Annotated in this window: 19 protein-coding genes; 10 read left to right on the forward strand and 9 right to left on the reverse strand. The window is 66.6% G+C overall.

Translation table 11 applies throughout. The annotated features are described in order from the left end of the window. Positions 1-19: 19 nt before the first annotated feature. From AB0L58_RS40380 to AB0L58_RS40390, 3 genes are read left to right on the forward strand one after another with little or no spacing between them, the layout of a single operon-like run. Positions 20-889: a MurR/RpiR family transcriptional regulator gene (locus tag AB0L58_RS40380; RefSeq protein WP_364396121.1), complete on the forward strand. Its 870-nt coding sequence runs from the start codon at positions 20-22 to the stop codon at positions 887-889. A 49-nt stretch (positions 890-938) separates the two neighbouring features. Continuing rightward, positions 939-1703 carry a beta-phosphoglucomutase family hydrolase gene (locus AB0L58_RS40385; RefSeq protein ID WP_364396123.1) on the forward strand — a complete coding sequence of 255 codons (765 nt, stop codon included), beginning with the start codon at positions 939-941 and terminating at the stop codon, positions 1701-1703. 34 nt (positions 1704-1737) lie between these two features. Next, positions 1738-3168: a lipase maturation factor family protein gene (locus AB0L58_RS40390; protein ID WP_364396125.1), complete on the forward strand. Its 1431-nt coding sequence runs from the start codon at positions 1738-1740 to the stop codon at positions 3166-3168. Here the strand turns inward: AB0L58_RS40390 and AB0L58_RS40395 are convergent. The 3 genes from AB0L58_RS40395 to AB0L58_RS40405 all read right to left on the reverse strand — a co-directional run bounded on the left by AB0L58_RS40395 (position 3159) and on the right by AB0L58_RS40405 (position 5528). Beyond that, positions 3159-3329, reverse strand: a complete 171-nt coding sequence (locus AB0L58_RS40395; RefSeq protein ID WP_364396127.1) for a hypothetical protein — start codon at positions 3327-3329, stop codon at positions 3159-3161. The genes AB0L58_RS40390 and AB0L58_RS40395 overlap by 10 nt on opposite strands. A 92-nt stretch (positions 3330-3421) precedes the next feature. Further along, the gene (locus AB0L58_RS40400; protein ID WP_364396129.1) at positions 3422-4084 is read right to left on the reverse strand and encodes a VC0807 family protein; all 663 of its coding nucleotides are present in this window, start codon (positions 4082-4084) and stop codon (positions 3422-3424) included. A gap of 85 nt (positions 4085-4169) precedes the next feature. Then, entirely contained in the window at positions 4170-5528 is a 1359-nt protein-coding gene (locus tag AB0L58_RS40405) for a lipase family protein (RefSeq protein ID WP_364396131.1), read from the reverse strand. 324 nt (positions 5529-5852) lie between these two features. Between AB0L58_RS40405 and AB0L58_RS40410 the strand changes: the two genes are divergently transcribed. Beyond that, positions 5853-7094 carry a helix-turn-helix domain-containing protein gene (locus AB0L58_RS40410; protein ID WP_364396133.1) on the forward strand — a complete coding sequence of 414 codons (1242 nt, stop codon included), beginning with the start codon at positions 5853-5855 and terminating at the stop codon, positions 7092-7094. Positions 7095-7223: 129 nt separating this feature from the next. Next, entirely contained in the window at positions 7224-7685 is a 462-nt protein-coding gene (locus AB0L58_RS40415) for a DUF2231 domain-containing protein (protein ID WP_364396135.1), read from the forward strand. Positions 7686-7707: 22 nt separating this feature from the next. Here the strand turns inward: AB0L58_RS40415 and AB0L58_RS40420 are convergent, their stop codons facing one another. After that, positions 7708-8532, reverse strand: a complete 825-nt coding sequence (locus AB0L58_RS40420; RefSeq protein WP_364396137.1) for an amidohydrolase family protein — start codon at positions 8530-8532, stop codon at positions 7708-7710. Positions 8533-8551: 19 nt separating this feature from the next. Then, a complete protein-coding gene (locus tag AB0L58_RS40425; RefSeq protein ID WP_364396139.1) occupies positions 8552-9343 on the reverse strand; it encodes a 3-oxo-5-alpha-steroid 4-dehydrogenase in 792 nt (263 codons plus the stop codon). Positions 9344-9446: 103 nt separating this feature from the next. Between AB0L58_RS40425 and AB0L58_RS40430 the strand changes: the two genes are divergently transcribed. Next, positions 9447-10253: a nuclear transport factor 2 family protein gene (locus AB0L58_RS40430; RefSeq protein WP_364396141.1), complete on the forward strand. Its 807-nt coding sequence runs from the start codon at positions 9447-9449 to the stop codon at positions 10251-10253. Between the two features lie 43 nt (positions 10254-10296). Here the strand turns inward: AB0L58_RS40430 and AB0L58_RS40435 are convergent, their stop codons facing one another. After that, positions 10297-11205 carry a sterol desaturase family protein gene (locus tag AB0L58_RS40435; RefSeq protein ID WP_364396143.1) on the reverse strand — a complete coding sequence of 303 codons (909 nt, stop codon included), beginning with the start codon at positions 11203-11205 and terminating at the stop codon, positions 10297-10299. Between the two features lie 215 nt (positions 11206-11420). On the opposite strand from AB0L58_RS40435, the gene AB0L58_RS40440 reads away from it, so the two are divergent. Together AB0L58_RS40440 and AB0L58_RS40445 are read left to right on the forward strand one after the other, a co-directional pair. Beyond that, the gene (locus tag AB0L58_RS40440) at positions 11421-12584 is read left to right on the forward strand and encodes a histidine kinase (RefSeq protein ID WP_364396202.1); all 1164 of its coding nucleotides are present in this window, start codon (positions 11421-11423) and stop codon (positions 12582-12584) included. Beyond that, positions 12581-13243 (forward strand): response regulator transcription factor, encoded by a 663-nt coding sequence (locus tag AB0L58_RS40445; RefSeq protein WP_364396145.1) that lies wholly within the window; start codon positions 12581-12583, stop codon positions 13241-13243. The genes AB0L58_RS40440 and AB0L58_RS40445 overlap by 4 nt, the downstream gene beginning before the upstream one ends. 10 nt (positions 13244-13253) lie before the next feature. Here the strand turns inward: AB0L58_RS40445 and AB0L58_RS40450 are convergent, their stop codons facing one another. After that, positions 13254-14126, reverse strand: coding sequence for a class I adenylate-forming enzyme family protein (locus tag AB0L58_RS40450; protein WP_364396204.1), 873 nt, complete (start codon positions 14124-14126; stop codon positions 13254-13256). Positions 14127-14243: 117 nt separating this feature from the next. Next, on the reverse strand, positions 14244-14780 hold the full coding sequence (locus AB0L58_RS40455) for a chorismate pyruvate-lyase family protein (protein WP_364396147.1): 537 nt from the start codon (positions 14778-14780) through the stop codon (positions 14244-14246). Between the two features lie 376 nt (positions 14781-15156). On the opposite strand from AB0L58_RS40455, the gene AB0L58_RS40460 reads away from it, so the two are divergent. Then, complete coding sequence (locus tag AB0L58_RS40460; RefSeq protein ID WP_364396149.1) at positions 15157-17307, forward strand: LuxR C-terminal-related transcriptional regulator; 2151 nt, start codon at positions 15157-15159, stop codon at positions 17305-17307. A gap of 22 nt (positions 17308-17329) precedes the next feature. Next, complete coding sequence (locus tag AB0L58_RS40465) at positions 17330-18076, forward strand: alpha/beta fold hydrolase (RefSeq protein ID WP_364396151.1); 747 nt, start codon at positions 17330-17332, stop codon at positions 18074-18076. Here the strand turns inward: AB0L58_RS40465 and AB0L58_RS40470 are convergent. Beyond that, complete coding sequence (locus tag AB0L58_RS40470; protein WP_364396153.1) at positions 18055-19320, reverse strand: hypothetical protein; 1266 nt, start codon at positions 19318-19320, stop codon at positions 18055-18057. The two genes, AB0L58_RS40465 and AB0L58_RS40470, sit on opposite strands and share 22 nt — an antisense overlap. Positions 19321-19360: the final 40 nt, after the last annotated feature.

A 19360-nucleotide genomic window follows, 5' to 3' on the forward strand; every position in this document is an offset into this window, starting at 1 on the left:
TATCGTTCGAGTACCACGAATGATCGCGAGGCTCACCGTGCGGGACAGCGCCCCCACCACCTATCAGGAACTACGCGCACTCCTGCAGCAGCGCCTACCCGAACTGGCCGACGGCCAACAGCGCATAGCCAGGCTGGTGTTGGACGATCCGGAAGGAACCGCATTCCGCAGCATCGGTCGCAGCGCCGAACTCGCGGGCGTGCACCGTTCCTCCCTGGTGCGTTTCGCGACCATGCTCGGCCTACCCGGCTATCCGGCCCTGGTCGAACTCTGCCGCAGACAACTCGCCGCCGAGGCGTATCTGGTGCGTAGACCAGCCGATGCGCCGCCGCCGAGCTCGAACGACGAATTCTTCACCGCGATAACCGAATACGATATGAACAATATGTCCCGTACCTTCGCGCGAATCGATCGCGGCGACTGGGACCGGGCGGTCGAGACACTGGCAAATGCCTCGACCGTGCATGTCATCGGGCTGCGCCGCTGCCTCGCGATCGCCTATGCCGCCACGTATCAGCTGCAGCTGGTGCGTCATCGGGTCCGGCAGCTCGGGGCGACCGCCCGCGTGCTGACCGACGAACTGCGCGATATCGAACCCGGCGACGCCCTCCTCGCGGTGTCGATCCGCCGCTACAGCAGTGACACCGTGCGCGCGGTCGAATCGGCGCGCCGCCGCGGCGCCACCACCATCGCCCTCACCGATGACGCGTCCTCCCCGCTGGCCCGCATCGCCGATGTGACCTTCTATGTCGGTACCGGCTCGCTCACCGTCCTGCGCTCTCTCACCGCCTTCACCGGACTGGTCCACGCCCTGGTCACGGCCATCGCACTGCGCCTGGAATCGGTCGGTACCGATACCGACATCCTCGACGATCAGTTGCTCGACTAGTCGCGACCGGGCGCTGTTTGCCGGTGCCGTCCTCGGGTACCGCTGGGGTATGACGCCCAGTCATGATCTCCGGGGGCTCGGATTGCCCGAAACGATCTCGGTGGCGCTGTTCGACCTCGACGGTGTGTTGACCGATACCGCGGCGGTGCATCGGCGGGCGTGGAAAGCGGTCTTCGACGAGTTTCTGGCCGGTCGCAGCCCCGGCCCGTTCCGGCCGTTCACCGATGCGGACTATCTGGGCTATGTGGACGGTCGCCCCCGAGCGGACGGTGTCCGGGAGTTCCTGACATCGCGGGGGATCACGCTGCCGGAGGGGGAACCCGATGCGGCGGAGGGTGAGCCGACCGTGCACGGGCTCGGCAATCGAAAGAATCGGCTGCTCCTGTCGTTCCTCGAACGCGACGGTGTACACGTCTATCCGGGATCACTGGCCTATCTGACCGCGGCGCGCACAGCCGGGTTGCGGACCGGTGTGGTGACCGCGTCGGCGAATGCCCATGAGGTGTTGGCGGTCGCGGATCTGACCCGGTTCGTCGATGTGTGTATCGATGGACTCGAGATCGCCAGCCGCGGCCTGCGCGGCAAACCCGCGCCGGACGCATTCCTCGCGGCGGCGCAGGCGCTGGACGCGAAGCCGCAACAGGCCGTGGCGTTCGAGGATGCCATCGCCGGTGTGACGGCCGGTCGGGCCGCCGACTTCGGATATGTGGTCGGTGTCGATCGAGTGCGCGATGGCAGGCAGGCCGAGGCATTGCGCCGGGCCGGGGCGGATGTGGTCGTCACCGATCTGGCCGAGCTCGGGTCACGGCAATGAGTACCGATGGCCGTGGCGGTACTGAGGAGCGAGCATGCCATCGTTCACCGAATCCGAGTACTGGCTGGGCAGACTGGTTTTCCAGCACGGTCTGGCCGCCATCTATCTGATCGCCTTCGTGGCGGCCGCGCGGCAATTCCGAGCGCTCATCGGTGCGCACGGAATGTTGCCGGTGCCCCGATTCGTCCGGCGAGTCGCGTTTCGCCGAGCTCCCAGCATCTTTCATTTCCACTACTCGGACCGGTTTTTCGCCCTCGTCGCCTGGTCCGGCGCGGCACTGTCGGCCGCAGTGGTGGCGGGTGCGCTCAATCTCGTGCCGCTGTGGGCGGCGATGCTGCTGTGGGCGGTGCTGTGGGCGCTGTACCTGTCGATCGTGAATGTGGGGCAGGCGTGGTACGCGTTCGGGTGGGAGTCGCTGCTGCTGGAGGCCGGATTCCTGGCGATCTTCCTCGGCAATGATCGGGTCGCGCCGCCGGTGCTGGTGCTGTGGTCGGCGCGGTGGCTGTTGTTCCGGGTGGAGTTCGGTGCCGGTCTGATCAAGATGCGTGGCGATTCCTGCTGGCGCGATCTGACCTGTCTGTACTACCACCACGAGACCCAACCGATGCCGGGCCCGCTGAGCTGGTTCTTCCACCGCCTGCCCAAACCGCTGCATCGGGTGGAGGTGGCGGCCAACCATTTCGCCCAACTCGTTGTGCCCTGGGGCCTTTTCGGGCCGCAGCCGGTGGCGAGTGTGGCCGCCGCGTTCATCATCGTCACGCAGCTGTGGCTGGTGCTTTCCGGCAACTTCGCCTGGTTGAACTGGGTGACGATCCTATTGGCCTTTACCGCGATCGATATGTCCTCGGCGCAAGCGATACTGCCCGTGCCGGATCCGCCGTCGATGTCCCCGGCACCGCCGTGGTTCGCGGGTCTGGTGCTCGCGTGCACCGGCGTGGTGGTGTCCCTGAGCTACTGGCCCGCCCGCAATCTGCTCTCGCGGCAGCAGCGCATGAATGCGTCCTTCAATCCCCTGCACCTGGTCAATACCTATGGTGCGTTCGGCAGTATCGGCCGGACCCGCGAGGAGGTGGTCATCGAGGGCACCGACGAGCCGGACATCACCGAGCGAACGCGGTGGCGGGAGTACGAGTTCAAGGGGAAGCCGGGAGATCCGCGACGATGGCCACGACAATGGGCTCCGTACCACCTCAGACTGGATTGGCTGATGTGGTTCGCCGCGATCTCCCCGTCCTACGCCCGCAGCTGGCTGCTCGCTTTCGTCGAGCGACTGCTGCGCAACGATCCCGCGACCCTGCGACTACTGCGCCGCTGTCCCTTCCCCGACTCGCCACCGACCTACGTGCGAGCGCGAATCTACCTGTACCGCTTCGCGACTCGCGCCGAACTCCAGCACGATCGCATACTGTGGCACCGCACCCTGGTCGGTGAGTATCTCCCGCCGATGGCCCTGAGTCAGCAATAGCTGCGGCCGGTGCGTCCGCCGGAGACCGACCATGCCTCGGTGATCAGCCCGGCCGCACTGCGCAGGATATCGGTGCCGCTTAGGTCGATGCGCCGGCCATCCGGTGCCGGGTAGGTCGCGCCGCACGGCCTTGCCGTGAATCCTGTTCGGGTGTCGTTCATTTCGATGACGGGCTCGCCCTGGGGTGTGACTCGGAACCCGTGACGTTGTTCGCGATATTCGGCGCGGGACCGGCGGCGGACACAGCAGGGAGTCAGGCGCGGCGGGCGCGCTTGACGAAGCGGACGCTCAGGGCGATCAACGGCGTGAAGAAGATGATCGATAGGACCGGTGAGAGCCAGGCCATGGTGTGGATGGGGAGTTGGTAGGCCAGCAGGATCCGGACCGTGGCCTCGGCGACCAGGCCGACGCCCCAGGCCAGCGCCAGGGTGTCGAAGCCACGGCGCTTGGTCGGGTTCGCGCGATAGGACTCCTCGAATTCGGCGAGTTCGGCCGGTCCGGCCGCCGCGAGTGCCTTGCGCGCGGACAGGTAGGTCAGCGGTTTGCCGACCACGGTGCTGATCAGGAAGGCGATTCCGACGATCGCGGTGCCCGCGGAGTCCTTGACGATCATCATCCGGGGATCGCCGCTGATCAGCGCTCCGACCAGACCGAAGGCGAAGACGCCGAGCATGATCGCGGCGAACGGCTCGAGGCGCCGCGATCGGATCGTCTCGACGATCAGCACCGCACCCGCGAACAGGGTGCCGGCCAGCAGACCGGTGAAGTCGCTGTAGCCGAGACCGGTCAGTAGGAAGTACGCGCCGATGGGCACCGCGATATCGCGGGCGATCGAGGCCAGTACGCGGATCGGGCGCAAGCTCGGCGCTGCGGTCGGCTCCGCCGCGGGCGCTGCGGTGGCTGCGGTGGTCGTCATCACGGGTGCTCCTGGCTGGGGATTCGACTGTGCACTACGCGAAATGACGTTACGGACCGGCGTCGGGCGATAAATCTGCCAACCATCACGGGTTCGGCATGACAACTGTCATGCCCGCCGCCGACCGACGGAACTGCCGGATCGGCCTGCCTGTGAGCATGCGCAGGATAAGTGCGGCAAAGCGCAAGTGGCCCAATGCCTCTCGCTTCGTGAAAGCCACCGACCACACCGTTTCGGTGCCCGCCGCCGGCAGCGGGCGATGGTCGAATCGATCCGCCAGCCAGTTCATGGTGACCGGCGCCCCGATGTACAGCAGCGGCATATGCAGGCTGAGACGGTCGCGCAGATAACGCACGTGCGCGCCGTGGACCGTATAGCGGGCAACGTGCTTGTCGATATCGGCGACGGCGATGAGCTCGTCATTGACGCCCTGGATGACCAGCATCGGCATGGCGGGCGCCTGCACTCCGGGCCGGATATCGGCCATGATCCGCTGCAGTCCTGGTTCGGCGAGCAGTTCGGCGAAGGTGCGGTGGCTGTAGTCGTCGACATTCTTGCCCATCAACCGGAACAGCAGATGCAATGTGGTCCGCGACTCGGCATCGGTGAGCAGATCGAGGAATTCGGTCCGCACATGTGTGCGCAGGATGCGATCCAGATCCGCGTAGGCGCGGCGCAGTCCGGCCACGCATACCGTGGAGAATCCCGCGAAGAAGGTGCCGTTCAACCGCGCGAAGGCCGAACCCGGATCGCCGACCGGTGAGCCCGCGACCGCGCCGACGATATCGAGTTCCGGCGCGTATTCGGCGGCCAGTTCCGCGGTCCAGGCCGTGGCGAGACCGCCGCCCGAATAGCCCCACAGCGCAACGGGAGTCGCTTCGCTCAGACCGAGTGGCGCGAAGCGCAGGCTCGCGCGGACGGCGTCGAGGGAGCGGTAGCCGGGTTCGCGTGGCACGCCGAAATGTCCGGCCAGCCCGCCGTGGTCGGGCACCGAGATCGCCCAGCCGCGGGCCAGCGCGTAGGTGATCACGGGCAGTTCGACCTGCGGAATCGAACCGAGTGCCCGCGCCCCGCGCCGCAATGCGTACGAGGGCAGACATTTCGAGCTGACGCCGTCGATGGCGCACTGGAACGAGACCAGCGGCCGCGGCTCGCGCGGGTCGGCACCCCACGGCAGTAGCACCGTGGTCACCGCCGCCTCCGCCGTGCCGTGGAAGTTGCTGGTGCGGTACAGCAGCTGCCAGGCCGAAAACTTCAGTGGCACACGGCCGAACAGTGCCAGCTCGACCCTGCGCGTCCGCAGGATGGTGCCGGGGGCGAAGCGCGCGAATCCGGCGGGCGGCCGATAGAACCGATCCAGCTCCGGTAGTAGCGGCCGATCCGAACGAAACATTTCGGCAATCGGGTGCGCCGATTCCCATCCGGCGTCGGCGTGCACGCTCATTCCTGTACATCCTTTCCAAGGCCACCGGCACGGTGTTCTATTTGAAATGACGCCGGAATACCGGTACTCAACGTAGCAATGCGGGGTTGGGAAAATAATTGTCCCGAAACACAATTGCGTCCGGTGTTTTTCTCCGACCGGTAGTGTTGACGGTGACCGTCGTCGCCCGATAGTGCGTGGGAACCCGCAGGTGAGCATGGTCATGCGCAACCCGTTGTCACTGCACGCGGACGAGAAGAATCTGTGGAAATCTTGTGCTCGGAGACAAAACCGCGCGATAGCGGGATTTATTGGTAAATGGCCTCTTTGGGTAACGTGCAAGTCATGCCCGTTGTTCTGCCCCCGCTGTCCGGAGACGCCCCGATAATCGCCCGACTGGTCCGTCGGTTACCCGAAATCGCGGAACGCATGCTCGAGGCGGGCCTCGGCTCGACACCGCCGGCCGCGGATCTGCCGGACGGGCATTTCACCGACGAGGTGCTGCCCGCGATCGCCGGATGCGGCCGGGCATTCCTGCGTGCGGTCCAGGAGCAGCGGGCGTTCACCGGGGCCGAGGTGATCGAATTCGTCGCTCCGGTGGCCGAGCGACACGCCGAGGACCGGATTCCGTTGGGGCTGTTGCTGCAGGCCGTGCACGGTTCGGGGCAGGTGATCCTGCAGGAGGCGGCGGTGGCGGCCGCGCCGGAGGATATGCACGATCTGATCGCCTTCGGCGCTCGGCTACTCGATCTGTTGCGGGATATCAATGTCGCCGTGGTGCAGGCGTATACCGATGTGGAGCAGTCGATCTACCACGCCGAACGCGAGGCGCGCCGGGCGCTGTGTTCGGCCCTGCTGCGCGGCCAGCCCGCGGAGGAGCTGGCCGCGCGCGCGGATGTCGTTCTCGCGGAACGCTATACGGTGCTGGCCATTCATATCCGCCCGGACGACCACCCGATCGTGGTCGCCGATCTGCTCACCCGCCGCCGTATCCGAGTGTTGCAGCGGGCATTGGACGGCATCGCCGGGACCAAGGCCTTGAGCACGTTCGACGGCACGACCGGAATCGCGTTGCTGCCGAGCGGATCCGACTCCACCGAGTATCAGCGGCTGGCCGCCGAATTCACCGAACAGTTCGGCGTCGATGTCTTCTTGGCCGAACGTCGCACGGTCGAACGGGGTCGGCTGCCGCATGCGGTGCAGGAGGCGACCGATCTGGCCGAACTGGCTCGTCTGCTCAATCGGCCGAGCGGGCTGTACGACCTGGACGATCTGTTGCTCGAATACCAGCTCACCCGGCCGGGGCCGGCTCGGGACCGACTGGCCGACCGCATTGCCCCGCTGCTGTTGCGCGCGCATCTGTTCGAGGCGCTGGCGGCGCATCTGCGGCACGGGTCCGATCGCAAGGCGGCCGCCGCCGAGGTGCATGTGCACCCCAATACCTTCAGCTATCGGCTCAAGCGCATCGCCGAACTCACCGGCATCGATCCGAGCGACCCGAATGGCTCGCGACTGCTGGCGGCGGCGCTCACGGTGCACCGTTTCTATCCGGTGGGCCAGGCGGCGGAGGTCGTCGACGGGGACTGAGGGCATGAGGTGGGACCGGCGCGGGCGGTGGCACATGCCGGAATGAACCGCATGCCGCGCTGCACCGTGAGGTGAGGGAGATACTTGGGCCGCCAGCGCGGCCGCGGTCACGAACTCCAGGAGTGCCTCATGTCGACGATCAACGGGTTACCCGCCCACGTACTGCTGGTGCACGTCATCGTGGTCTTCGTGCCGCTGACCGCGGCCCTGCTCATCCTGTCGGCGGTATGGCCCGCGGCCCGTCGCCGACTGATCTGGCTGGTCACGGCCCTGGCCGCGATCACCGTGGCCCTGACCCCGGTGACGACCGAGGCGGGTGAGTGGTTCCAGCACAAGCTCGGCGGATCCCCCGCCATCGATAAGCACGCGAACCTGGGCGACACGATGATCTATTTCGTGCTGCCACTGCTGCTCGTCACGGCACTGCTCATCATCATCCACCTGCGCGACGAGCGCGGACGCCCGGTAGGCCGCGTGATCACCATATTCGTTGCGATAGTGGCCATAGCCGCGGGCGCCGCGGCCACCACCCAGGTCTACCGAGTCGGAGACTCCGGCTCCCACGCGGTATGGGGCGCCCAAGCCCCATGACCGAGGTGCGACCGCGGTCGTGCTAGTCGGGTTCGGCGAGGCCGAAGATGCGGATGGCATTGCCGGAGAGGAACAGGTCTCGGCATTCGTCGTCCAAGGCGAGGTCGTCGAGGCCCGCCAAGGCGCGCTGGGGCGGGATCATCGGGTAGTTGGTGCCGAAGAGGACTTTGCCGCGGCCGTGGGATTTCAGGTACGCCACCAGCTCCGGTGGGTATCTGCGCACCGTGTAGGCGGAGGTGTCGATGTAGACGTTCGGGTATTTCGTTGCCATCGCGATCATTTCGGTGGTCCACGGATAGCCGATGTGTCCGCCGACGATGACCAGTTCCGGGAACTCGAGCGCGACATCGTCGAGATACGGGATCGGGCGGCCGGTTTCGGAGGTACGCAGCGGACCGGTGTGCCCGACCTGCGTGCAGAACGGAATGCCGAGTTCGACACATTCGGCGTAGAGCGGATAGTAGCGCCGGTCGTTCGGCGGCAGACCCCACAGCCACGGCACGATCCGCAGCGCCTTCATCCCCAACTCGGTGACCGCGCGACGGAGTTCGCGCACCGCGACCATCGGCTTGCGCAGATCCACCGATGCGACACCGACCAGGCGGCCACCGGATTCCGCGACGAATCCGGCCACCTCGTCATTGGAGATCAGCACGCTCTCCGGCCCATACCAGGCGCTGATCAACGCGGTATCGACACCGCCGGCGTCCATGGCGGCGAGCGTTGTCGAGACCGGCGGCGGCTGGTCCGGGATGGTGTCGCCGGTCCAGCGGCGCAGCGAGTCCAGCATTTCGTGCCGGAGCAGCCGGACCGTCGGATGCTGAGCCCACGCATCGATGATCGCCATCACGTCACTGTATGACGCTTCAGATAACGAAGGGAATCAATGCCTTTCGATCGGCCGGATAGTCGGCGAACTTCTCGCGGTACCACTTGTGCGTGGCGAAGGCGCGTGGCACCAGGTTTCCGGCGGTGATCAGGAAGATCACCACACCCGCGAGGGACCAGGTGAGCAGGGCGAACCCGGCCCAGGCGATCAGCTCGGCAAGATAGGCGGGACTGGTGACGAAGCGGAAGCCCGCGCCGTAGGGGATCCGGTATTCGGTCGCACCCGGATTGTCCTTATCGCGCAGCTTGCGCACGATCGATTCGGAGCGGACCAGCAGCGCGAAGCCGCCGAGGTAGCCGGCCAGACCGATCAGGAAGCGTGGATCGGTCAGCCAGTCGGTGCCGTATTGGTGCAGGTAGTCGTGGCCGAAGAGGGCGCCGTTGAGGTAGCCGTGCAGCGCGGTGACGAACATTCCCGCGGCGAGTACCGAGACATTGAAGCTGCTGCGCTTGCCGGGCACCTGGCGGATCGACAGCGGGAAGAACCAGCCGCGGTTGCCGTAGTGCACCAGCCAGATCGCGGCGAGCGCCAGCGCGGTCGGCTCGAACCGGTTCGGACCGGTCAGATAGAACACCGCGAAGACCACCGTCGCCGGAATTTCCATCAACCACCAGCCGAGTTTCGGATTGAGGTTGAAGCCGATCGTGTCGGTGCCGAACCGGCCGTAGGGACTCTGCGCGAAAAGGCCGCCGATCAGCACGAATGCCGCGAAGGCGAAGCCGATCGTGAGCACCGTGTCGTAGGCGGTGTTGCCGGTGTACCAGTCCATAGGAGTCCTTGTCGAGCCGGGCGCCGAGCACTTCTCACCGAACCCCCGGCGCCGAAATTAGAACATGTTCTACCATGTGACGCAGTAACTAGGAGGAATTGTGATGCCGCTGGATTCCACAGCCGAGAACCTGATCGCGGCCGTCCAGGCGTCACCGCGTGCGGTGGCGGCACACGACAAGGCGGCCTGGGTCGACCTGTTCACCGCTGATGCCACCGTCAACGATCCCGTCGGTTCCCGCCCGCATATCGGCCGCGCGGCGATCGAACGGTTCTACGACACCTTCATCGGCCCCAACACCATCGCCTTCCGGGGCGACCACGACTTCGTCGGCCCGTCCACCGTGGTCCGCGACCTGCTGATTCGCACAACCATGTCGACCGGCGCCACCGTCGCGGTGCCCATGCACCTGCGCTACGACCTCGTCGAGGACGGCGGCGTCTGGAAGATCACCCGGCTGGCCGCCCATTGGGAATTGGCAGCGATGATCGTGCAGCTGCTGCGCACCGGGCTGCCCGGACTCGGCGCCGCGCTCAAATTGGGCCCGCAGCTGATCGCCAATCAGGGCTTCGATGGCATGTTCGGCATGATGCAGGCGCTGCGCGGCATCGGCCGATCGGGCAAACGCGCCGTGTCCCAGGTGTTCGCGGCGGTGGCGGCCACCGATATCTCGCGAGCACGTCGCCTGCTCAGTGAGCGCACGATCATCGAACTCCCGGCCGGAACCAGGATCTCGCTGGAGGAGTTCACCAACCGGGCGCGGAATATGCAGTGGGACAAGCTGATCGCCGCTGGCCGCACGGTGAGTGTCAGCGTCCGGCTGGACTCGGCCCAGGGGGTCGCGTTCGTCGACTTCGCCCCCGACAGTCGACGAATCACCGCTATTCGCATATTCATTCACGCGATATAAGTGGTCCGCGGCGGTAGAGCCGCCGCGGACATCGTGGGCGAAGTTATGCGGCGAGCGATCCCTCGCGCGCTGATTCGGTGGGAATGACGTGCGCGTCGTCGGCCTGTGCCGTTTCGGACCAACCGGGCGGACCGAAGATGTAGCCGAGGCGGCCGCGCCACGTATTCGCATGGCGCACATCGCTGATCAGTGTACCGAGCTCGTGGTAGTTGACCTTCAGTGGGTTGTCCGTGCCGATATTCTTGGTGAGGCCGTAGCGGATGGGTTCGGTCTCCGCGGCGAAGCTGCCGAAGAGCCGGTCCCAGACGATGAAGACGCCGCCGTAGTTCTTATCGATGTAGGGCTGATTCGAACCGTGGTGGATGCGGTGGTGGGCCGGGGTATTGAACAGGAACTCGATCGGGCGCGGCAGGGTCCGGATGCGCTGGGTGTGGATCGGGAACTGGTAGAGCAACCCGATGGTCTGCAGCAGGAAGATCATCCACGCCGGGAAGCCGATCAAAGCCGCTGGCACCCAGGCGAATCCACGCACGATGCTGGCCGCCGGATGCACCCACGGCAGGCGGATGGCGGTGGACAGATTGAAGTACTGGCTGGAGTGGTGGACGCTGTGCGCGGTCCACAGCAGCCGGACCCGATGGTCGGCGCGATGTGCCCAGTAGTAGCAGAAATCGGTGACCACCAGCCCGAGCACCCAGGCCCACCAAGCGGTCGGCGACAGGTGCAGTGGGGTGATCGCGGCCGCGACCACTACCGCCGAGAACGGAATCAGGTACTGCAGCACCGGCTTCAGGAATCGGCCCAGCAGATAGGTGGTGATATTCGAAGCCATATCCCGCCCGGAGTGGCCGTTGGCCTGGCGATCCGGATCACGGCGATAGTCGATCCACTCCACGAACATCAGTACGGCGAACGCCGGTATGGCGTAGATGAATAACTGCGCACCGATCACGATGACTCCTCCACTGTCCTGCTTCACTGCCACGTTACGGGCGCTGGCCTGGGCAAACATCGCGCTGACGAGGGATTTGCGGTCCCCCGGGCGGGGGATGCGCCGCGCCCGGCTCCCGGGCAGAGTTCGGTCCGAGGAATATGTACGAACGCTGGGTAGGATCGCCCCCGGACGGCTCGACCCGGACTGCGCGAAGGTGGTGCGAACTGTTGGATGTGAGCAGATCGCTGGCCCGCCAATCGCTGGTGGTCGCGGTGGCCGCAGCGGCGGTGGATGCCGCGATGCTGACATTGAACGGGATCTTCGCGGTGGCCCCGTGGCAGGCCACCGCGGTGCTGATCGCCATCGTCGCAGCCGATCTGGCATTGGCCGCGCCGCCGCGCACCGCGGGTGCGGTGGCGCTGATCCAGGTGGCGTTGCGGCTGGCCGAGGCCCTGATGCTGCTTCGGCACGGCTTCGTCGCGCGCTTCGCCGACGTCGGCTTCCTGGTGGCGGGATATCGGGCGGGTGCCTGGCTGGTCGGCCCGACATCGGTGTTGACCGTCAGCATCATGTCCGCGGGCTTCGCGAGTGCGCATCTGCTGATCGACAGCAATACCTCGCACGATTGGCGGTTGCTGCTGGCATCGACGGTATCGGCCGGTGTAGTGCCGTGGCTGGTCGGCCGGTATACGGCGGCGCGGGGCGCTTATATCGCCGATCTCGAGCAACAGGCCAAATTGCGCGAACAGGAACAGCGAACCGCACTCGCGCGCGCCGTCGCCGAGGAACGCGCCGCCATCGCCAGGGATCTGCACGATGTGATTTCCCACCACGTCAGCGCGATCGGTATCCACGCCGGTGCGGCCCGAATCGCCATGGCCGACACCGGCAATGCCCCCGCCATCCGATCGCTGACCGCGGTGGAATCGAGCAGCCGGGCGGCCATGGTCGACCTGCGCCGTCAACTCGATCTGCTGCACGGTCGTGACGAGGACGGCCAGCGACAGCCCGGACTCGCCGATATCGATGATCTGCTGGAGCGGGTGCGCGCGGCCGGTCTGGCCGTCGAATTCATCGTGCGCGGTGCGGCCGTCGAGCTGCCGGATTCGCTGAACCTGACGCTGTATCGGATCGTGCAGGAGATGCTGACCAATGCGCTGCGCCACGGCGACGGCGCGCACGCGCGGCTGATCGTGGACTATCAGCCGACCCAGATGGTGCTGGAGTCGGTCAATCCGCTCGCCGACACCGCAGACGTGGGCGATACCGCCGAGCACCGTGGACTCGGCGGGATTCGCCAACGTGCCGAATTATTCGGCGGCGAACTGCGATTCGGTCGCGATGATGCGCAAACCCATTGGCACACCAGGGTTTCCCTGCCGATCGGAGGTTCGTGAACGCACCGGTCCGCGTATTGATCGCCGACGACCACAGTATGTTCCGCTCCGGACTGCGCGCGGTCGTCGACAGTCAGACCGATCTCGAATGCGTCGCCGAGGTCGGCGACGGCCGCAGCGCCATTGCCGAGACCGCCCGGCTGCACCCGGATGTCGCGATTCTGGATGTGCGCATGCCGAAGCTGGACGGACTCGCGGCCACCGCGGCGATTGTCGCGGCGGGCGGCACCCGCGTTCTCGTACTCACCACCTATGACAGCGATGCCAACCTCTACCGCGCACTGCGGGCGGGCGCCAGCGGGTTCCTCTTGAAAAGCCTGCCAGCGGAGGAACTGGTGGCCGCCATCCGGATCGCGGCCCGTGGCGACGCCCTGATCGATCCGTCGATGACACGACGGTTGATGTCGCGGTTCGCGGGTACCCTCGCTGCGCCGGACACCCCACCCGAAGTCGAGCAGTTGACCGCACGAGAGCGAGAAGTATTGCTGCTCTTGGCCGATGCGCGCAGCAACGCAGAGATCGCGGCCGCACTCGGTGTCGGCGAGGAGACGGTCAAGACACACGTATCCCGGATACTCGCCAAACTCGGCGTCCGCGACCGCATCCACGCCGTCGTCTACGCCCACAAACACGGCCTGGTTCCCCCACCCGGCGGCTAGCAGCCGTGCGTCACGGCACCAGCAGGTTGAGCAGGGGTGCCTGGCGGAGCAGTTCGGCGGGACCGCCCGCGAGGCCCGCGGTGAGGCATACGCGCCCGGGCGGGCGGACTCCGGCGAGCAGGGTGTAATCGGGTCCGCCGACCTGCTCGAGCACTTCGTCGGGGACGAATCCGGCCAGCCGGGCGCTGCCGCCCAGTGCGATGACACCAAGGATGCACAGGATGTGCGCGTAGCTGTAGGACAGCGGCACCGGGAGCAGATGCAGTCCGCCTCCGGCGAACATGCGCTGATAGCAGGACAGCACCGGCCAGACCGAACTGCGTTGGGTCGCAACCACACCCGTGGGGTGCGCACCGGGGCGTGGTGCGTACAGGATCCACGCCGGATCGTCGATGCCGAAGTCGTCGCGGGGGAGCGCGGTGGGTCCGGTGCTGGCCAGCTCCTCGAAGTGAAGACACCACCCTGGAATTGACGTCGTGCTGCCGTCCTCGGGGAGGACTACCGTCACAGGTGCTCGCTGCGCTTGCAGCGCTCCCTCGGACCGGGAGGTTGTGAAGAGCGCGGCGGGCCGGTTCTGCTGGATGAGCCAATGCAACACGTCGTCACCGAGATTCGGGCTCACCGGGATGCCGACACAGCCGGCACGGGTCACCGCGATGGTGGTCTCGACCGACTCGACCCGATTGCCGAGATAGATCACAACACAATCGCCGGCGCGCAGTCCCGCCGCGACCAGATGACCGGCCATTCGCGCGGTGCGGGCCTCCAGTGTCCGATAGTCGACGGTTCGTAATCGGTCCTCGAATGCGATCGCGGGACCGGATTGCAGCGCGCGCTGGGTCAGCAACATCGGGACCGGGCGAAGTAGTCGAGTCCGAAACATTTTCACCTCACCAAGTATTGCCAGGGCCTGGTATAACACTGCCGATTAATTGCTTTATATCGCTCGGCTTTTGGATACGACTCCTCGCGGAATCGCCAATAGCAAGATCCTGTCAGCTCAGCGCAGGAACCACTCTCGGATGACCAGCGCGGGCCTGCGGTTAATGTAGATGCGATAACACCGAGCGCAGACCGCATCGCTGGTGCGGCCGTAGAACAACAGCTGCCGATACGACTCCGACGATGTGGTCTGCAGTGCGCCGCCGATACCCGCCGCCTCGGTCTCCAACGCGGCCGAGAACGCCGCGGGCAACCGGCCGAGCGCGATGAGGGATTCGGCTCGGGCATACCGGGTTCCGGTGCGCGCACCGACCAGATCGACCTTGCGTACCAGTACTTTTTCCTCGGGTGGCACATCGAGCCAGCCATCGTGGGCAGCGGCGGCGGTGGTCTCGCGCTGGGCGGTGCAGCGCGCCTCGACGGGCTCGAGCACATGCGCCTCCAGCGTGCGGGTCACCGTGCCGTCGGTCAGCAGGACGCTGCGATGATAGGAGCTCAGGGTCGCGGCGGAGATATCGTGCCAACCGGGCGGACGTGCGGCCGGTGCGTGAAAGTGCCTGCGCACCAGCACATCGGCGGCGAAATCGGTCAGCATACCGGTGCCGCGCGCTCGGACCGGCCTGGAACACCAGCCGGTGTGCGTTTATGTCTCATGCGGTGAGTTTGGCGAAAGATGTGGTGACGCAGAAACCCCTAAGGCTTCCCCTATTGCGTACTGCCGCGTATTCCCACTGCCTTGACAGCAATCACGGCGTGCGGTTTCCTTGGGTATCTGAATAGTGCAGCAACAGTTGATGATCTGCCACTCCGTTGCGTGTTCAGTTGCGACAGAGCTGCCGCGACGTTTGCCATGCAATTCGCCTGCGATTCTGGGACACAGTATGGGAAAACTCGATCCGTCTGCGCGGAAGCACCCTTCGGCCCCTGCCCGGCATAATCCGAACCCCGTTGCCGTCAAACCGGTTCCGGTCGTGCACGCCGCGGGCGGCCGGTCTGCGGTATTGGCGGGCGATATGTACTCCGACGAATGTATCGAGACCACCGCGCCGTTGGATACGCGAGAGGTGTTGCGCGCGGACGTCAGTCGGCACGCGGTCAGCGATATCGGCGAGGCGGTCGTACACCGGCTGCGCCGCGGCGGCGGGGAGCAGATGCGGGTCGGTGAGGCCATCGCGGTGCTCGGTGCGGCCAGTACGGCCGAGACCATCGCCATTGTGCTGCAGCATGATCCGGATGCCGTGGACCGGATTCTCGCGCAGCTGAGCGCGAGTGGAATCGTGGAGGCGGCGCGGTTTCGGCATCGGGAGGTCGGCCGGTGCATCCAGCGCGGCATGCGGGTCGATGCCCGCAGGCTGCTGCACCATCGGGCCGCGGCCGCTCTGTACAACCGGGATGCGTCGGCGGCGATCATCGCCGAGCATCTGGTGCGGTCGGGCGAAACCCGCTACCCCTGGGCGGCGGCGATCCTGCGCGCCGCCGCGGCCGAGGCGCTGGCATTGGACGAGATCGACCGCGCGGTGGAATGTTTGGAATTGGCCTACCGCACCGCCATCCGCCCGGCCGAGCGGGCCGAAATCGCGGCCGTACTCGCCTCCATCGAATGGCGGATCAACCCCTCCACGGCCACCAGGAATTTCGCCAGACTGCATGCCGCCGTGCGCGCGGGCACCCTGTCCGCGCCCGCACTGCACGCCGCCGTGCGATATCTGCTGTGGCACGGGCGGATGGACGATGCGCGCGCGGCATGGCGACTGCTGGAACGGGATTCGCAACCCGTACCGGCCGTCGCGGCGGCGCCGCACCCCGACGAACTCACCTTCTTGCGCTCCTGGATCGCCTACACCTATCCCGAACTCCCACTGCGCCAGCAGATCCCGGATCTCCCCGTGGCGACCGCGGCGCGTGCTGCCGGCGCCGAGGGACCGCCCTCGCTGCATCTGGTCGCCGCGAATCTGCTGTCCGCCATTGCCGCCGACTCCGGTCGCGAGGCGACGGTGCCGGTCGCACATCAGATCCTGTCCCGGCACCGGCTGGACTCCGGCACCGTCGAGGCCCTCACCACGGCGTTGGAGGGCCTCATCTATGCCGACAAATTGGAAGTGGCGACCGCGTGGTGCGATGCCCTGCTCGCCGAATCGGTGGCCCGCTCATCGCCGACCTGGCAGGCGATCTTCGCCGGTCTGCGCGCCGAGATCGCGCTGCGTCAAGGCCGATTGGACGATGCCGCCGGATATGCGGTACAGGCGCTGAACCAGGTGCCCGCAGGCAACCTCGGCACCGTTGTCGGTCGGCCGCTGTGGTGCTACGTCCGTGCACTCACCGCGGCGGGGCGGTATACCGAGGCGCAGGCGCAATTGGATCGCGAAGTTCCGCTGAGCCTGTTCGACTCTCGGCTCGCATTGCCCTATCTGCATGCGCGCGGCCACCTCGCATTGGCGACCGGACGCGTCGCGGACGCACTGGTCGACTTCCAGCTCTGCGGCTCGCTGATGCGGCGCTGGAAAATGGATCTGCCCGCGCTGGTGCCGTGGCGCAACGATGTCGCGCTCGGCTATCTGACGGCGGGTGATCACCAGCAGGCGCGTGGCTTCGCCGAACGTCATCTGGTTCGGCTCGGTGATGCGCGCAGACACGGTACCGGTGCGGTCTCGCTGCGGCTGATCGCCGCGACCGTCGATCCCTCCGACCGCATCGCATTGCTGCGCCAAGCCGAGACCATCGCGCGGCGCAGTGACGATCGCCTCGAATTGGCGGCGGTGCTGGCGGATCTCGGTCGCACGCACGAATTGCTCGGCGAGGTGGACCGGTCCAGATCGCTGCGGCGTTCGGCGCTGCGCCTGGCCGTGCACTGCGGCGCCGAGCCGCTGGTGCGGCGGCTGTCCGGCGACCAGACCGAGGCCGTCGAGCCACTGCGCACGAGCGCTGCGCTGGATATCGGATCATTGAGCTCGGCCGAGCACCGGGTGGCGGAGATGGCCGCCAAAGGATTGCGCAACCGGGAGATCGCCGAGGAGTTGGCGATCACCACGAGCACCGTCGAACAGCATCTGACGCGGGTGTATCGGAAGCTGAAGGTGCGAAGGCGGACCGAACTGCGCTTTATGCTGAGCACCAAGTGCTGATTTCGACGGGAGACCATTGCGGATGACCGAATCCACCGTGCACGAGCGCTGGTTGCAGCGCCTACGGCCGCACCCGCGCCCGGTGGCGCGCATGATCTGCTTCGCACACGCCGGTGGTTCGGCGAGTTCGTTTGCCACGCTGGCGCGAGCCGTCGACGGACCACTCGAAGTGCTGGCGGTGCAGAGTCCCGGTCGGCAGGACCGGCGCCGGGAACCGTGTCTGGAGACGGTGGCCGAATTGGCGGCAGGCGCGCTGCCCGCCGTGCTCGAGCACAGTGCGCTGCCGATCGCGCTGTTCGGACACAGTCTCGGTGCCGTGGTCGCCTTCGAGGTCGCTCGGCTGATGGAGACCGAAGGTGTTGCGCCGCGGCATCTGTTCGCATCGGGGCGGCGCGCGCCGTCGACAGTGCGCGCCGAATCGGTGCACCAGCGACCGGATGCCGGAATTCTGACCGAACTGCGACTGCTCGGCGGGCCGGGCGTCGAAATGCTCGACGATCCCGAGATCGCCGCGGCATTCCTGCCCGCGATTCGCAGTGACTACCGGGCCGTGGAAACCTACCGGTGTGAGCCGGGTGCCCAGGTGCGGTGTCCGGTGACGGTGCTGGTCGGCGACCGCGATCCGCGGGTGAGCCGGGCCGAGGCCGAGGCCTGGCAGACGCACACCTCGGGCGGCTTCGAACTGCGGGAATTCCCCGGTGGGCACTTCTACCTGTCGGAACGGTCCGTGGAGGTCGCGGCCGCGGTTCAGCGGGAACTGGTGGGCTGAGCGTCCTCGCCGGTGGCGTCCCCGACCGCGCGAATGAGTTCCTGATGGGGATCGGCGCCGGGTAGTACGGCGGCCACGAAGGCGTCGGGCCGCAGCAGCACCGCGGTGGCGCCGTCGAGTCCGTATGCCGCGAGTACTTTGCCGGACGGGTCCGCGAGGATGCCCTCGGCGTGCTCGCGGTCGCGGGACACCGCCACCGCCGAGAGGGGCGTGGTATTCATCATGCGCACATAGCCGACGGCATCGCGCCAGGTCGATTCGTTTCGCGCATCGAAGAGCAGCACGTACTCGTCACCGGACAGTTGGTCCATCGGGGTTGCCTCCGTTTCCTGTTCGCCTGCCGTAGCGGGGGATGCGGGCTGCCGCAGTGCGATGTTGCCCGCCAGCGCCGCATCGATGGCCCGATCGATCCGTCGGTGCATGGGCAGGGCGAGCAGCGCGCCGAGCGGCATCAGGGCGAGTGAGATACCGAGCCAGAGCACGAATGCCGTCAACGTGGCGGCCCGCGGGACGGCTCCGCGGCGGGAGGCCGCGCGAATCAGCCTGCCCCAGCGCCGGAAGATTCGACCCGCCACCAGGTCGGCTCCGGCGATCGGGTAGCGGATCTTGGTGCCCGAGACATCGGGAGTGCCCGCGGCCCAAGCGGTTGCGCAGTCACGCACCCGATCGAGCTCGCGCTGATCGATGCCCGCCCTACCGAAAACCCCGCGCGCTTCCCGTTTTCCGCCCAATAGCCACCGCAAGGTGGTCACCAGTGTGACGAACTGAGGTCGCGTATCGGTCGCGACGACAGCGCCCAGATGCCGAGCGCCCAGCGCCCGAAGCCGCCGATCGACCGCTACCGCGGCCGAGTACCACATATTCCGGCAGGCGATCACCGACAGCACCTCGCGATCGACGATTACCTCGGGATGGGCATTGAGCAAGGTGCGCATCGGTGGCGACGGCGCGAGGAACCACACCTGATAAGCCAGGATGACCAGCTCATACGGTTCCGAGCGCAGCTCCGACGCCGAAGTGCCGAGCTCGATTTCGGCCTGTTCGTCGACGCTGTCGGGAAAGACGCCGAAGAATTTCGCGATCGGCCAGGGAAACGGATACGGGCGTGCCGGCGTCACCGGCACATGCCGGATGTGCCAGCCCGCCGCGACCAACGGTTCGGTGAATGCCCGCACCGTGTCGGTCAATTGGCCGGTCTGCGAGTACGAGAATATGACGGCCCGCTTCGATGATTTCGTGCCCATGGTGTTTTCCACTTTCGCCGGGCGAATTCGAAAAAATATC

It is taken from the genome of Nocardia sp. NPDC052112, from assembly GCF_040680135.1.
Lineage (GTDB): Bacteria > Actinomycetota > Actinomycetes > Mycobacteriales > Mycobacteriaceae > Nocardia.